14 protein-coding genes are annotated in these 15,669 nt (G+C 48.4%); 1 reads left to right on the forward strand and 13 read right to left on the reverse strand.

Annotation, left to right across the window (positions count from 1 at the left end; all coding sequences use genetic code 11):
* Positions 1–26 precede the first annotated feature (26 nt).
* The 3 genes from A7975_RS05655 to A7975_RS05665 all read right to left on the reverse strand — a co-directional run bounded on the left by A7975_RS05655 (position 27) and on the right by A7975_RS05665 (position 4,451).
* The gene (locus A7975_RS05655) at positions 27–1,835 is read right to left on the reverse strand and encodes an ABC transporter ATP-binding protein (RefSeq protein WP_065384443.1); all 1,809 of its coding nucleotides are present in this window, start codon (positions 1,833–1,835) and stop codon (positions 27–29) included.
* Positions 1,836–1,850: 15 nt separating this feature from the next.
* Positions 1,851–3,596, reverse strand: a complete 1,746-nt coding sequence (locus A7975_RS05660; RefSeq protein ID WP_065384444.1) for an ABC transporter ATP-binding protein — start codon at positions 3,594–3,596, stop codon at positions 1,851–1,853.
* 312 nt (positions 3,597–3,908) lie between these two features.
* Positions 3,909–4,451 carry a hypothetical protein gene (locus tag A7975_RS05665; protein WP_053376180.1) on the reverse strand — a complete coding sequence of 181 codons (543 nt, stop codon included), beginning with the start codon at positions 4,449–4,451 and terminating at the stop codon, positions 3,909–3,911.
* A gap of 216 nt (positions 4,452–4,667) precedes the next feature.
* On the opposite strand from A7975_RS05665, the gene A7975_RS05670 reads away from it, so the two are divergent.
* A complete protein-coding gene (locus tag A7975_RS05670; RefSeq protein ID WP_176707669.1) occupies positions 4,668–5,642 on the forward strand; it encodes a YpdA family putative bacillithiol disulfide reductase in 975 nt (324 codons plus the stop codon).
* A gap of 102 nt (positions 5,643–5,744) precedes the next feature.
* Here A7975_RS05670 and lepB read toward each other — a convergent pair whose 3' ends face one another.
* The 10 genes from lepB to A7975_RS05720 form a co-directional block, all read right to left on the reverse strand.
* Positions 5,745–6,176: a signal peptidase I gene (gene lepB, locus A7975_RS05675; RefSeq protein ID WP_065384445.1), complete on the reverse strand. Its 432-nt coding sequence runs from the start codon at positions 6,174–6,176 to the stop codon at positions 5,745–5,747.
* A gap of 109 nt (positions 6,177–6,285) precedes the next feature.
* A complete protein-coding gene (locus tag A7975_RS05680) occupies positions 6,286–7,626 on the reverse strand; it encodes a DUF4129 domain-containing protein (protein WP_065384446.1) in 1,341 nt (446 codons plus the stop codon).
* Positions 7,623–8,762 carry a DUF58 domain-containing protein gene (locus A7975_RS05685; RefSeq protein WP_065384447.1) on the reverse strand — a complete coding sequence of 380 codons (1,140 nt, stop codon included), beginning with the start codon at positions 8,760–8,762 and terminating at the stop codon, positions 7,623–7,625. The genes A7975_RS05680 and A7975_RS05685 overlap by 4 nt, the downstream gene beginning before the upstream one ends.
* Before the next feature lie 11 nt (positions 8,763–8,773).
* Complete coding sequence (locus tag A7975_RS05690) at positions 8,774–9,733, reverse strand: AAA family ATPase (protein ID WP_065384448.1); 960 nt, start codon at positions 9,731–9,733, stop codon at positions 8,774–8,776.
* A 21-nt stretch (positions 9,734–9,754) separates the two neighbouring features.
* Positions 9,755–10,678, reverse strand: a complete 924-nt coding sequence (locus A7975_RS05695; protein ID WP_065384449.1) for a polysaccharide deacetylase family protein — start codon at positions 10,676–10,678, stop codon at positions 9,755–9,757.
* Positions 10,665–11,657 carry a phosphotransferase gene (locus A7975_RS05700; protein WP_065384450.1) on the reverse strand — a complete coding sequence of 331 codons (993 nt, stop codon included), beginning with the start codon at positions 11,655–11,657 and terminating at the stop codon, positions 10,665–10,667. Before A7975_RS05700 ends, A7975_RS05695 begins: the two co-directional genes overlap by 14 nt.
* Positions 11,654–12,343, reverse strand: coding sequence for an MOSC domain-containing protein (locus A7975_RS05705; protein WP_065384451.1), 690 nt, complete (start codon positions 12,341–12,343; stop codon positions 11,654–11,656). Before A7975_RS05705 ends, A7975_RS05700 begins: the two co-directional genes overlap by 4 nt.
* Before the next feature lie 283 nt (positions 12,344–12,626).
* Positions 12,627–14,240 carry an amino acid permease gene (locus A7975_RS05710; RefSeq protein ID WP_065384452.1) on the reverse strand — a complete coding sequence of 538 codons (1,614 nt, stop codon included), beginning with the start codon at positions 14,238–14,240 and terminating at the stop codon, positions 12,627–12,629.
* Between the two features lie 113 nt (positions 14,241–14,353).
* Complete coding sequence (locus tag A7975_RS32845) at positions 14,354–14,971, reverse strand: response regulator (protein WP_082197987.1); 618 nt, start codon at positions 14,969–14,971, stop codon at positions 14,354–14,356.
* Between the two features lie 61 nt (positions 14,972–15,032).
* Positions 15,033–15,644 carry a DUF3298 and DUF4163 domain-containing protein gene (locus tag A7975_RS05720; RefSeq protein WP_053376189.1) on the reverse strand — a complete coding sequence of 204 codons (612 nt, stop codon included), beginning with the start codon at positions 15,642–15,644 and terminating at the stop codon, positions 15,033–15,035.
* Positions 15,645–15,669 lie beyond the last annotated feature (25 nt).

Below are 15,669 nucleotides of genomic sequence, written 5' to 3' on the forward strand. Positions count from 1 at the left end.
CTCTTTTTTTCTAACATTTATTCTGCTTAGCTGCTCGTTTGCAAAATAACGGATTCCTGCATCGAAAGCTGCGTAAGGATAAGATTGGCATAAATGCCGCCTTGCTTCATTAATTCTGCATGCGAGCCTTGTTCAGCGATCCGGCCATTCTCAACGACCAGAATTAAGTCTGCATCCTTAATCGTCGATAAGCGATGCGCAATAATAAATGCCGTTCTTCCTGCCAGAAGCGTCTGCAATGCCTCTTGGATATGCTGCTCCGTCTCCGTATCGACGCTCGATGTAGCCTCGTCTAGGATCAGGATTCTTGGATCGGACAGCAGCACGCGGCCAAATGCCAGCAGCTGCCTCTGCCCTACGGAAAGCTTCGAGCCGCGCTCCTCCAGCTCCGTCTGATAGCCGTCCGACAGCTTGGCGACGACACGGTCGAGTCGAACGCTCTCCGCTGCCCGGAGCAGCTGCTCTTCGGTCGCCTCTTCGTTGCCGTATCGCATATTCTGCTCGACCGTTCCTGCGAAAATAAAGGAATCCTGCAGCACGATCCCCATCTGCTTGCGCAGCGATTCAAGCGTAGCCTGCTTAACATCCGTTCCGTCTATAAGAACGGCACCTTCCGAAGCATCATAAAACCGCATCAACAAATTGACGATCGTGCTTTTTCCCGCTCCGGTTGGCCCTACCAATGCGACCCGCTGTCCCGGCTTCACGTGAAAGGAGACATTTTGCAGGACATCAGGTTTATTTTCCTCATAACGGAAGGATACATTGTCGAAGGTCACTTCGCCGCGAACCTGCGGAAGCTCGCGAGCCTTGCTGCTGTTTTTCACTTCCGGATCGGTATCCAGCACTTCAAATATACGCTCCGCGGAAGCCATTGCCGACAGCAATTGGCTGTATACCTTTGACAGTGCGCTAAGCGGACCCCAGAAACGCCACAAATAATTGATGAACGCCATAATAAAACCAAGCGTTAAGACATCGTCCATGACGCGCATCGCGCCATACCATACAACGATGCAAGTACCGATCATCCCGATCATTTCGACCAGCGGATATACGGTAGATTCTAGCGTAATAGCCCGCATGAAAGCCTGCTTGTTGCGCGTGTTGATGCCATTAAACCGTTCATTGTTCGTCCGCTGGCGGGAGAAAGCTTGAATGACCCGAATTCCTTGAATCGTTTCGTTCAAATTCCCGTTAATGGACGACATCGTCGACCGCGAACGCGACCAAGAGCCCTCGATTTTTGGACGGAGCTTTGCCACGATAAAATAAAGCAACGGCAGCATGATGAAGGAAAGCAGGGCTAGCTGCCAATCCATCCATACCAAAATAATGACGATGCCTAAAAGATGCGTTACTTCCATAACCATCGTAATTAATCCGCCATTAATCAGCTCGCCAATGGCGTTCGTATCATTTGTAATGCGAGACATGATTTTACCGGCTGGACGCCCGTCAAAGAAACGAAACGATAACGATTGCAAATGATTAAATAGTTGCTGGCGCAAATCAAACAAAATGCGTTGGCCGGTAAAATTGATCCATCTCGTGTGCATCCAGCTAAACAGCCAGCCAATGAGCTTAATGCCAAGCAGCACCGCGCCCAGCACATGGATAACGGTATAATCCTTGGCCATAATGCCTTTATCGATCAGATAAGCAAGAATAATAGGTTCAGATAGGCTTAACAGCATATTAATGAGGACGATAATAACGACCCATGTCATTAATTTGCGATAAGGGATCAGGTACTGAAGCATCCGCCGCATATATTTGCCATTAAACGGCTTCTCTTCTACTTCAGCATCCGAATCCCACTCGACTTGGCTCATGGATTCACCTCTTTTCTATTGATGAGCGATTTGCTTCTGACGGTCAAACAATTGACGGAAGAAGCCATTGCCTTCATTTAATTCCTTATGTGTGCCCTGCTCGGTCAAACGACCGTTCTCCAGCACGATAATTCGGTCTGCATGCTGAATGGAGGAGAGCCGCTGCGCGATAATAAACGTCGTCCGCCCCTTCATAACTTCCAGCAAAGCCTCGTGAATCGCCGATTCTGTCGCCGTATCCACGCTTGCTGTCGCTTCATCCAGCACGAGAATCGGCGGGTCCATTAGAATCGCGCGCGCCAGCGCTACACGCTGGCGTTGACCGCCTGATAAGCCGACCCCGCGTTCTCCGATGCGCGTATCATAGCCGTCCGGCATGCTCTCAATAAAAGCATGAATTTGCGATTTGCGGGCGGCATCCTCAACCTGCTCCTGTGTCGCTTCAGGATAGCCGTATGCGATGTTATCGCGAATCGATGCGGAGAAAAGAAAGGTTTCCTGCGGCACGATACCGACGCATCTGCGCAAGCCGTCAAGCTCATACTGACGCACATCTACGCCATCGATGAGCACTCTGCCTCCAGATACATCATAGAATCGCGACAGCAAGCCGATCAGGCTGCTCTTGCCAGAGCCTGTTGCGCCAAGCACACCAATTACCTCGCCCTGCTCCACCTCAAAGGAAACATCGTCGAGTATCGGCTTATCCTTGGAGGGATCTTGATCGGCAAAATGGAAGGTAACGCCTTCGAACATCACATTTCCGTTCATATTGCTCGTTTCTTTTGCTTGCGCGGGATTCTCGATGTCGATTGGCGTATCAAGCACTTCGAATACGCGCGGAGCCGCTTTGATCGCTTGCTGGAAAATATTGATTTGCCAGCCGAGCATGTTCAGCGGCCAAATAATGCCCCATGTATACCACTGGAATGCCATAAACGTGCCTAGCGACATCTCATCGCGCACGACAAAGATCGCTCCAATCCAAATCATCATGACAAAGGTAACGCCGCCGTAGAAGCCCATTAATGGGAATGCTTTCGCCTCAAGCTTGGCGCGCTCCATATTCGTATCGAAGTTTTGCTCGTTCCGTTCAGCGAATTTCCGCTGCTCAACCGACTCGGTCGCGAACGATTTGACGACACGGATGCCGGATATGTTCTCTTGCAGCGTTGTTGTCAGACGGCCCATTTGCTCACGAATGTTAGACCATGCTGGACCAACCTTATGGTTAAAACGAAACAAGACGAACAAAATAAACGGAATGGTAATCAAGCTGATTACCGTAACCTTCCATTGCATCGACATCATAAAGATGATCGTCCCAATAAAGGTGAGCATGCCCGTAAATAAATTCATCGCGCCAAACCCGACGAAATTTTTTACCGCTTCAATATCCCCGGTCATTCTAGACATCAGCTGCCCCGTTTGCGCCCGGTCATAATACGAGAATGACAAGCGCTGCAAATGCTCATAAAGCTCTTTGCGAAGCTTGAACACCACATTTTGACCAACGAGCTCTTGCGAATACCCCTGAACAAACATACCCGCGCTCTTTAGCGCCTGAATGCCAGCAAGCGCAAGCGTTAGCGCGATGACTACGCCCATATCCCGCTTCGCGATGCCTTCATCAAAAATTTCTCTCAAAATCCAAGGCGCAACCAAATCGAATATCGTCGCAAAAATCATAATGGTTACTGCTATAAACACCCATTTGGCACTTGGTCTTACGTAAATCATCAACCGTAACAGCGTTTTCATAAGACAACCCCTTCCCTGTAGGAAACAAAAAAAGACCTCAAGCCCCATTTGGCTTGAGATCTTCGTATGATGGCAAGCAACGGCGCAAAATTGCTACGTCGACACCAGTGCACGAAGGCAGGCCGGTCGGCATGTTTGATTGGACATATAAAAACGATTGTTGCTCTGCGCGCCGCCGTCATAATTAAAAGTCCAATTGTTAAACATCCTTAAGCCCCCCTTTTCGTATTCCGATTGTTCATTTCTTCCTAGCCCACCCAAATCTTAACATCTGATTCCGTCTCCGCGCAAGAGGGGTTTGGAAATAAATTTTTAAAACCTGTCCGACTCTAGCGGCAAATCCATATCATTTGTGGAAATGCCTTCTTCGACTGCAAATTCAAAATCCTCAATATCATAAATTTGTACCGGTACCTCTGCTTCTATCAGCTTATCCTGAAACTCGAATTGATCGGAGAGCAAAGGCAAATTCAGCTTTAAGCCCGTAAGCAGCAGCTCGGTTTCAATCGGATCGAACATTTCGCCATAATGCGCGTTATCGACCGCATGCACAACGGTAAACTGTATCGTGTCATTGAGGAGCAATGGCGAGCTTACTCTCCAAGGCACCTGCATTGCTTTTTCAATTTTTTTCCGATTTAACGAGTCTTCAAAAAAAGTAATCAGCTCGTTTATTTTGTTTTTTACATGTCCGTCATCGTCTGGATCATCCATGACAGGATCGGTTCCATCTCTCATTTCATAAAGCTCTGCGATGGATGAATAAGGCACGACATAATCTATCGGACGACTAGGTACAAGAAGATGCCCATACGTTGCCACCAATACTGCTTCTATTACAAAACGCCGCCGCATGTGATCTCCTCCAATCAAAATAGGTACGAATACTAGCTTCTTATGACATGATTTGTTTAATAAGAACGGTTCCACAATATTATACAATATTCCTTTACCTGTACAAGATAGTCAAAACACCAAATTTGCACAATATGTGCGCCGCGCAGTAAAATGTTCGTGAAGCGTTATAATAGAAGCAGCACTAGCTTCGTCATATTTTAGGAGGTACTACATATGCAAATTGAAGAAGCGATCATTATTGGAGCAGGTCCTTGCGGTCTGGCAGCAGCGATCGAGCTTGAGAAAATCGGACTCCATCCCCTTGTCATAGAAAAACGTAATATCGTGCATTCCATCTCGCAATATCCGACGTATATGCATTTTTTCAGCACGCCGGAAAAGCTTGAAATAGGTGATATCCCCTTCACGACCGCCAATGACAAGCCATCTAGGCTGGAAGCTTTAAATTATTACCGGACAGCCGCTCAGCGCCATCGTGTTCGCGTGCAAGCTTATGAGGCAATTACGAGCATTACGCCAGAAGACGGTGCTTACATTTTAGAGGGCGAGGACCGTTTTGGACAAAAGCGTCTTTACAAAAGCCGGTATGTCGTGATCGCGACGGGTTATTTTGACCATCCGAACGAGCTTGGCATTCCTGGTGAGCAGCTCGACAAGGTCAGCCATTTTTTCCGCGAATCGCATCCTTATGTCGGCATGAAGGTTGCCATTATTGGCGGCAGCAACTCGGCGATCGATGCAGCGCTTGAGCTAGAGCGCGTTGGCGCAGAAGTAACGGTCGTTTATCGCGGCGAGGATTACTCCACCAGCATCAAACCTTGGGTGAAGCCGGGCTTTCAAAGCAAGGTGAACAATGGACTCATCAATATGCTGTTCCAATCAAAAGTGGTCGAAATCGGCTACAATTCGATAACCGTGCATGGGCCTGAAGGCGTTAGGCAATTGCCGAATGATTTTGTTTTGGCGCTTACCGGCTTCCACCCGGATCGCAACTTCCTTAACGCGACTGGGGTAACGATGGAGGAGGAAGGTTATCCTACCTTTGATCAAGAGACGATGGAAACGAACGTACCCGGCATCTATCTTGCCGGCGTCGTTGCTTCGCGGCATGAAGCGAATGAAATTTTCATTGAATCGGGACGCTATCACGGCCGGAAAATCGCTGAGCATATTATGAGCAGTAAATGAATTCACGATTAATCGTTAATGAGCCTTTAGAATCGCTTACGGACTGGCTGTCATTGAACCCTCTCCAACGGACATCCGCCAAAATAAAATATTCATTTTCTTTCAATTCAATGGCGTATCCATGGAATCATTGCGGCTGGATGTGGAGTCATCGCCATAAAACGCGTCTAATTTTTTTCCGTTAATATAGACTTGGCCCTTTTTTATCGTTATGGCTTCACCAGGCAGCCCTACAATCCTTGCAATATCTTTTCCGTTGTTTTTCGTTTTAAATAAAACAATGTCGCCTCTCGATACTTTGTTTTTCTCATAATCATTCGAATCCACCAACACTTCGTTCCCCATCCCAAATGGATGAGGGTGATCATACACCGACCCTGAAGCCATTCCATCGGTTTCTACTTTTACTTTGATCATGGATAAGGTGGGGTTTTGAACAATCTTTATTTTCTGTTCGGTTTTGGTATCCGTGATGGAATCCGTACATCCGCTTATTATCGATATCAAAGCTGTAAAAATAAGAAATAAAACCATCGTTCGAGCATTGATGACGCACGCCCCCTTCCGAAAAATAAATCAAAATGGCGTGCCAAATTGAAAGTCAATTTGCACGCCATTTTGCCTGTCGTTTCCTCTGTTCTTTCTAGCTTTTGTTCTCCAACTGCTTCTTAAAGGCATTCACCTGCTGATCGTTCGGCTCTTTATCGCCATAACGGACTTCCTCGTAAATGCCGATGAAGGAGTGCATGCCGGCTTGTTTAAGCCTGCCTGCCTTCCAATTCTCCAAATCATCAGCCGTTTCGCGGGGCGTCAGGGCGGCGTTAACTGGATAGCCCTGCTCGGCTCCCGTACGAAGGATCATTTTGTACAAATATCTGATTTTTTCCGTATTTGATGTGAGCGCATTCCATTCCCCAGCTTGCGATCGCCTCTTCGGCAGCAGCTTCTTAAGCCGGTTGCCCATTAGCTCGCGTAAATTGATTAATGTCATTAAGCTTTCAACCTCATCCGTGTAGCCCTCTGCCCCTTTGCGGCTGTCTGCACTGCGTTCCTGAAGCTTGGCCGCGATTACCTTCGCCCATTGATACAGCTTTTTGAGCAAGAAATACAACAAAATACAAGCGATGATAATGACAAAAGCGATACCGATTATTTTTAATATTTGCTCCAGCAGCAGCATGAAGTCCGATGGCGGCTTGACCTCTTCGGTTGGCATCTCAGGCGGCTGCGCATTGCTCGGAGGCTCTTCCGTCGGCGATTGTTCCTTAGGCTGATTCAACCAATCCATGATTCGTTCGATAACCGAATGAAAGAATCGTTCAATCGCCTGCTGAATTTGTCTAAATAATGCGAGTATGCTTATGATCGCGACGACGATGATCATCAACAGCCGGTTTTGGCGTTTAAAGGCGAGTGTTGCCGGTGTTTTGCCAGTATCGATCGTCTCGCTGTTCAAATGCCGCTCATTCACAAAGAAGAAAAATAAGATAACGGCAGCAATCCCGCAAACGATAAGAATACCGTTATAATCGACTAGCTTTTTAAACAATATTAGCTTCAAGGGTTGGGCAGCGACATAGAGCATGACGCCAATCAGCAATTGTGTATTCGGAAACGACTCTGACCAGCCTCTTAACTGTGCAGACATGCCTCTCCATGCAACGAGGGCGGCAGCTAAGCTGCATACGACCATAGCGACGATATCAAGCTCATTTGCCCCTGCGCCAATGAACCATATTCCGTGCAATCCGCCAATGGCCAATGCTAGCAGCAGCCTCACGCCGTAGCGAAGCCTGGACCATTTTCCGATCAATAACGATGCAGCCCAGTAACCCAACGGCAATGTTGCAATCCACGTCCATAACTCGGTTTCTGGCAGCAGGTAAATCGCTATAACCATGAATACCGGCAAGTAGAAAAATAGTTCAATGACACCTTGTCCAAGCGTCTTCAAAGAGAGTGCTCGCTTCCTCGCATCGCTCATGCGCCCACCTCTTCCCTATACGACTGGGATTGCGGTTTGCCCTCGTCATCTTCCGTCAGCGCGTTTTCCGTAAGCAGCCATACCGCTACAGCATTGCCATTATATCGAAGCTGATCTGCTTGCTGCTCCAGTTCATCGTTCCAATAGGAAGTAATCATAAGAACATCACGTTCGCTGTAACCGCTTATCGCTTCCCGTTCGATCAGATGGTGAAACAGCTCCGTACGCTCAATCTCAAGCTTCGCCATTTCCTCCAAAATGCCAATCAGGTGCTCATGTCCGCCGCGCGGCTCAATGTGAACGCTTTCTCGCATGCCTGCAATAGGCATGTTAGCCGCAAAACCGACCTCCATCCCTTGCTGAATGACTGCTTCTGCCGCTCCGGCCGCCCACTCGATCCCTCTCTCGATTAAATCCAGATCGGTCACGCTGCGCCACATGCCCTCCGCATCGTCCACATTCAAATAAATCATCAACCTGCGGTCGGCGGTAAAATCATATTGATGCACTTGAAGATTTCCCGTCTTTGCTGTTGCTTTCCAGTTGATCTGCTTATAGGTATCCCCAGCTTGATAATCGCGAACGCCTGCTATGATGAAGGGATCGCTAATGATCCAGCGTCGTACCGATTGATCGCCTTGCCAGCTATGGTAGGGCAATTCATGAATAGGAACCTGAGCCGGCTTCGGATAGACGAGCAGTTCTCCTGATAGCGTTAGCTGCTCAGACGCTTTTGATAGGCCAAGCAAATCGCCTCCGGTAAGCGTAACCGTCTGAAGCTTGTACCAGCCGCGCTTTGCGCATGTGATGCGATGCTTGCGCGTGATTTTCGTATATGGCGAGAGGCTGAAGAAGCTTTTATGATTTTGATAAAGCTGCCCGCTGCTCACCGAAAAATTTTCGAGCCGCTGAAAGTGCAAGTGCGTGGAGAGCTGCGACTCGACGCGAAGCCACGGTACCGGCAGCCACTTCGCATTAGCCATTTCCTCGATTAGCTCAACCTGTTCACCGCGGTAAGCGGATTTGCTTGTGAAGCGCCGCTCATACTTCATGCGCCGAAGCACAAATCGTTGGAACACTTGGCCCTGTACGTATACGATTCCAAACGCGGCAACGATAAACCAGAATAGGATCATCGGACGGCCGCCTAACGGACCGTCACGCCGGCCTCAGCAGGCACGGGCGTCAAACGAATGATATCATCGATGATGGAATCGGCCTGGTTAGCGCTGCGCTGCATCCCTCTGATCGCCAATCGGTGAGCAAGCACCGGCTTTGCCATAGCTTTCACATCATCCGGCGTAACGAAATCGCGGCCTCGCAAAATGGCATGAACCTGGGAAGCGCGCAAGAGCGCTTGGCTGCCCCGGGGACTTACGCCAACGGAAACTTCATCGCGCTTGCGCGTTTGCTCCACGACTTGCAGCAAATAGTTCAGCACGTCATCCGTTACTCTTACGGCTGTGTAAGCCTGCTGCGCCTTCTGAATGACGTCAATGTCTGCCACCGGTTCAAGTTTGGAGAGCGGATCTTGGTCTTTAAATCGTTTGAGCAGCTGCAAGCCTTCCTCCGTCGTCGGATAGCCCATTTTTATTTTAAAGAGGAAACGATCTAGCTGGGCCTCTGGCAATGGAAATGTGCCTTGGTGCTCAACCGGATTTTGAGTAGCGATTACCATAAAGGGACGCTCGAGCTGCTTCGTTTCCCCGTCAATGCTGATTTGGCGCTCTTCCATACATTCAAGCAAGCTTGATTGCGTCCTTGGCGTCGCGCGGTTAATCTCATCGGCAAGCAGCAGATTCGTAAATAACGGCCCTGCCCGAAACTCAAATTCGCTTATTTTTTGATTATAGAAATGAATGCCGCTTAAGTCAGACGGAAGCAAATCGGGCGTAAACTGTATGCGCCTAAAGGTGAGTGCGAGCGATTTGGCAAGTGATTTGGCGAGCAGCGTCTTCCCTGTCCCCGGAACATCCTCAAGCAGCACATGGCCAGAAGTAATAAGTCCAATTAAAAGCAAATCAACAACTTCTTCTTTCCCTACGATTACGCGGCCTATATTGGCTTTAACCTGTTCGGTTAATTGTTTGATGGCTTCAAAAGACATAGGTCAGCTCCTTCGTTTAGGTTAGGTTGTAAATCCGGTACGGTCGCGCTGCAGCTTCTGAAGCTCACGCCAGCGGATCATGCGAATGCCTTCATCCTGCAGCGTCTGTCTGATTTCAGCGTCGCGGAACAGCTCGAGTTCCATTCCCCGCTTAATCGGCTGAGCATGGAAAGCATTCAGCTCATCCGTAACGAGTGATGGATGAATGATGAGCTCGGTTACCCCTGGATGCAGGCTCTTTAATAGCTGTGTCATGCTCGATTTTAAAGAATTAAAATCTTCGCCATCCTGTAATTGGAACGGAAGCCCAACCAAATAGTCAAGTATGACGATTCCCTTGGAGTCGGCTAGCTGAGCAAGCTGCCTTGCTTGCTCGGCAAGCTCTGGCGGCGCTACCTGACCGTTTTCTTGCAGCAAGTAACGAGGCAAACGGAAAGGCAAGCCATAGGAAGCGCATACATCAAGCACGGTAGCTAAGAAATTGCGCCCTGTCGCTAAGCCATAGAGGCTGCCCATATGGTTATCGGCATGCGATGGCTTCATCCCCATGGCAAGCGCCATCTCCACTTGGGCAATCAGCTCCTGCTTGACCTGCTCGGGATCAGCTTGCTGCTCGAAGGTTTTGCTGTCCTTTGGAAAATAATTCTCATTCGTAACTAGCGAGGCCGTACTTCCTTTGCGATTGACCGGTCCCCAACGATATAGATCCCATTCGCTCGTAAACGTAAAATGAACGCCAACATCGATTTGCGGATTTCTCGCGCTCCAAAGCGCCGCTTCCCTAGCCCAGCCGCAGGGCATCATTAAAGTTGCCGAGCTAACCGTATTTTCAAGCAGCAATTGCTGGATGCCGCTATTTACCGAATGACATAATCCATAATCGTCCGCGTTGATTAGAAGAAGCTTGTCACCTTCGCCATATCCTAGCGCTTTAGCTAAACTCATCCGTTTCATCCTCCCAATTGTCATTGATCCACTGGCAGCCAAACATCGATTGATCGATTATGCCGCATAATACTTCCTCTTTGTCTAATTGATCTCTTAAGCGAACGGCAAAATGCAGCGCGACATCAAGCAAACGCAATTTCATTAAGGACGATAATTGCTTATCCTCCTGCTCGGATAAAGAAAGCGCACTCCGATAACCTTGAAGCAGCAGCTTTATTTGCTCATGAAATGACGAATCCCCGGGTTTGATAAGGTCAACGATAATAACGGCTAGCTCCATCGCTCTTACATCAACCGTCGCGAATTCAAAATCGAGCACGCCGATAATCGCATCGCCTTGTGAAACCGTATTATTAAACACCAAATCGCCATGAATCCACTGCTGCGGAAGCCGTGCAAGCTGATCGCACTCAGCCGACAACCTTTGACGTTCCTCGTTTAGAGCAATGAAACTGGATCTTCTCGCTGCAAGCTGCTCAGAGCGGTCAGCCATCGCTAAGAATGCGGCTCCATCCATTGTTGCATAAGTACTTTCTAATTGGTAATAAGGACTATACATCGGCTTCCGCGTTGGTTGAATGCGTCCTAATGCTTTAGTCAGCTCAGCTGCTGTAATTCCTAGCGCATAGACATGAGCGGTATTGGCAACGGATGGCCGATCCCCTTCAATGTAATGAAACAACGAAGATAACGTGCCGTCCTTCGCTATGGTGACCGTATCGCCTTGCTTATTGCGTACTGGAACCGGCACCGCAAAGGAAATCTCTTGCCTCTTTAGTTCAGCCAGCACCTCATGCTCCAGCCTGACGATGTCCGCATCCTTATGGTTATTATAGATTCGCAGAACGAACCTTTGACCACCTGAGGTTACCATTCGGGTCGTATTATTCATACCGCTTTCCCGGTTCTCTACCTCGCATAACTCATGAATCTCGTATTCTTTCAAATAGGCGGTAAAATCTAAGCTGTCGCTCAATCCGTATTTCCTCCTTGCCCTTCGTTCATCAGCTTTGCTAGTCTTTTTCCAAGCTGCTGCTGCCAGCTAGCTGCGAGCTCCTCTACTTCCAGCAGCTCTCGGATGCCTTGTACATCCTCTTTATCTATATACATGACACGATTCGCTTCGGCAATCGACTTGCGCGCAGGGTGTTTATGCGTAATGGCAAATGTCGTTCCCGCTTTGATCTTGCCCTCTTGAAGCACCCGGAAATAAAATCCGGTGTAGCCATTGCGCTGTACGTGCCCGGGTAATTCCGGCTGCTGATGCCTTAAACCTAGTTTAAAGCAAGGCTGCCTAGGCTGGCTGACCTGTAGAACTACTTCACCGGCTGCAACGATATCGCCGATGCACAAATCGTCCTCCGTCCAGTTCGACAAGGTGAAATTTTCGCCGAAAGCCCCATATTCAAGCGGCTTCTCCAGCTGCTCGCGCCAATAGGAATAACGCTGCTCGAAATAAACACAAACGGCTTTATCCGGACCGCCATGGTTGACCAGATCACCTTGTCCGTCGCCATTCAGCCCCGTAAAGGTAAGGGTATGCGCCATTTCAGAGGACTTTTTAAAAATGCCTGATAGGATCTCCTTTGAGCCATGTGCTATGGGTACAGGCTTGCCGACATTCAAGGCTACGAGGCTTGCCTCCGCTATAATTTGCGCCATAATTCCACGATCCTCCTAATCGATTCTTTTATTTGACTATTATAATCTTGGGAGGGAGAAGTTGGCAAAGAGATATAACTACATTAATTATTAATGTAGTTTATTAATCAAGGATGAATCACTTTCGACAGCCTTTATAACAGCTTTCCCCTTTACATGTCGAAAAGCTCTCTTTCGTGTAGCAAATTGCGCTTCCCCGGGAAATGTTTTTGAAATAGTCGGAATATTTCCTGTATTTCGCCTCTTCTATTTCCCATCGAATCGCAAGCATCGAGCACGTTCATTAATTCAAAGGAAATTTGCGCTCCATGCGATAAAGCTCTTTGGGCGAGCGTTTAACTTGGCTTTGAACCAGAAATAAATAACGTTTCCGGTATTTCCATTCGATCAAAGATGCGAGAACAAACACGCTCGATGCTGCGATCCCGCCCCAATAATCTATAAACCCAGCAGCCAATCCAGCCGCTATGATCAGCCATGCAAGAGCTATACCATTTACAGCTGTACTCCAGCCTCCTAAGTGCCATGGCGCATCAAGCAGCCGGGAATCCTTTTTTCCCCGTTTCAGCTTTAATGCAATCGGAACGGCGTAGGATAGATTTAGGCAAACAATCGCAAAAGTCAACAGCAGCAGCACCGTTTCGTTTCGATTGCTGAGAAAAGCGGTAACAAGCATGATTAGCGAAAGGCACGCGCTTAACCAGACAGCCTGAACCGGTACTTGCAGCTTTACCGATACAGCTGACCACCTTTTGCTCATCGGCAATGCTTCGTCGCGTGCAAGGCTGAATAGGATACGGGAGCATAGGGTCATGGACTGCAAGCCGCTGCTCCATAACGAAAGGAAAACTAAAAAAACGACAATGCTAGAGCCACCCCAGCTCGCGGTTGCCGCTTGAAGAAACAAGCCCATGCTTGCCGATCCCTCCATCCTTGTTACAGATAGAAGAATAAAGGAAAAAAGAATAAACCCGACAACAAACGTATAAGCCGTTGATAGATAGATCGCCCAAGGCACGCGGATGCGCGGTTCAATCGTTTCCTCCGCGCCATGTGCTGCCCCGTCTAAGCCAACAAATAGCTTTAGCAGCAGCATCGTCCCGCTTATGAAAGCTCCAGCATGGACCGTTCCATTCCACTCGGCATTTTGCAGCTGATACAGAAGTACAGGAGAATAGCCGCCAGGCCAAAATAGCCAGACAAGTCCTGCTAGCATACTCATTCCAACAATCACCTGCAGCATGGCGCCCCCAGCCGAGTGTATGCTCAGCGACCTGCTGCCCCAGTGATTGATGGCAGCTTGAAGCACGGTAATAAGAATGGCAAGGCACCAAAAGCTCCAAACCGCCGCTTCATAACCAAATCTAGCAGAGAGAACTTCCTCCAGTAATGCTGCAAAAGCGCAATTCATTAGGGCAAGCATCGCCAAATGCCCTAGCAGGTGCAGCCAGCCGGTTCTCCATCCCCATTTTCGGCCGCCAAGCGCAGAGGCAGCATGATAGATCCCGCCAGCCGTTGGCACCGCAGATGCCAGCTCAGCAAGCGAAGCACTTACAGCGAGCGCGAATAAAGCTAGCATGGGAAAACCAAATCCGATGACCGACGGACCTCCCTCCCCTATCGCCGGTCCAAATAGAAAAGCAGCCCCTCCAATCAAGGCCATCGTATTAAAGGATAAACCGAAAGCAGATAAGCCGCCCCACCTTCGTCTTAACTGCTGCGCAAGACCGAATCGATGCAGCTCATGCTTATCCTGCAGCAGCTGAGTCTGCAGCCCGTATTTAAGCATGCTTTGGTACTTGGATGATTGAATCGATTGCTGAGCTTTCCGAGCACCTAATATAATTGCTGCAAATACCGCTGCCAGCAGCATGACGCCTGCCATTACTTGCATCATCCGATCACCCCCTAACGTAACTGTATGAGCCGATTACTAGCGACATGCAGGCGCCTGATCGTTTGAACGGGAACAAAAAAAGCTTCGCATCGTAATAGATGCGAAGCAAACCATCATGAGGCTTCCCCGTCCGAATGCGAGGCATACTGCGCCTGCAAGCGTACAACCTCCTCTTTCAGCTCAATGATATCAAACGGCTTGGTAAAGCATTTGCTTATGCCAAGCGAATCTGCTTCTTCCATCTTCTCTGGAGATGCATAAGCCGTAATCAGAATTACCGGTACTTCAACTGATAATTTCCGTATCTCGCGAAGCACCTCGATCCCATCCGTGTCCGGCATCCGAAGATCAAGCAAAACGCAGTGCATCCTGTGCTTCTCGAATAGCGCAAGCGCAGTGCTCCCATTATCCGCCTCATATACCAGCATGCCAAGCGAAGAAAACAATTCAGAGAGCATCATGCGAATAGCGAGTTGATCGTCTACGATTAAAATAGCCCTTTGTGTATTTGCCGTTTGGTTATGATCATTTATGCTTGCCGCGCCAGCAGCCGCATATGGTTGCGGACTAGCAGCATGCCTAGTGGACATCGTGCTCGCTGTTTTTGAGGGTTGTATCCTTGACCTATCTGCAAGAAGCTGCTGCTTTTTTTTCTTTGAAAGCCGAAAATAGAAGACAATCGAAATAGCGACAAGCAGTGCTGCAATGATAAGTAAAGGAAAATAAGTCAATTCGTTGTCTCCTTAAGCTTTGCGGCAAAATGCAGCTTAGCAAGAATAGGTTTTAACCATGCTAATCATTGACCAACATAGGTCCAAGCGGACCATCCTCATTAATGATATCTTGAAGCTCATAAACGGATATTGGAAAATATAAAAATCCAAAAACATACGCTGCCAGCTCATAAAGCTGGAAATAAACAACAAGCGAACGATCCGCCACATAATAATCTTGGTCGGGCCGGATAGACTTAAACGGCTCGAGCGTATCAATCTTTCGCGCTTTGATTTGGGCACTTACGATCGTGCTTATTCTGCCTACGTAATCCGCTCCCGGCTTAAAAAGCTGCGCAAGCGTATAGGTTTGACCCGTCGACTGCTTGAAGGTCAACGATTGCTGAAGCGTTAAGCCATGCGCTCCACCCGTAAAAGCATAATTAAACAATGAAAGGCTTAAATAATCCTTTTGATTGTTCTTTTGCTCATAATAGCCCAGCATTTGGGCCCTCGGATCATCAAGCGAGCCCTGATTATGTACGAGCTGCTGTACGGCTTGATGGATCGTATGGTTTATCTTCTTATCCACGGCTTCGCTTTTACCACCGCTTATATAAGGTAGGGACAGTTCTGCTTTTGGAAAATTGGCCTTAGCCGTTTGTATGACGACCGGTGTTTGAAATGGCATGATGAAGACACCTTCCTATTCGGTA

Source organism: Bacillus sp. FJAT-26390, from assembly GCF_001682865.1.
In the GTDB taxonomy this organism is placed as follows: Bacteria; Bacillota; Bacilli; order Paenibacillales; family Paenibacillaceae; genus Pristimantibacillus.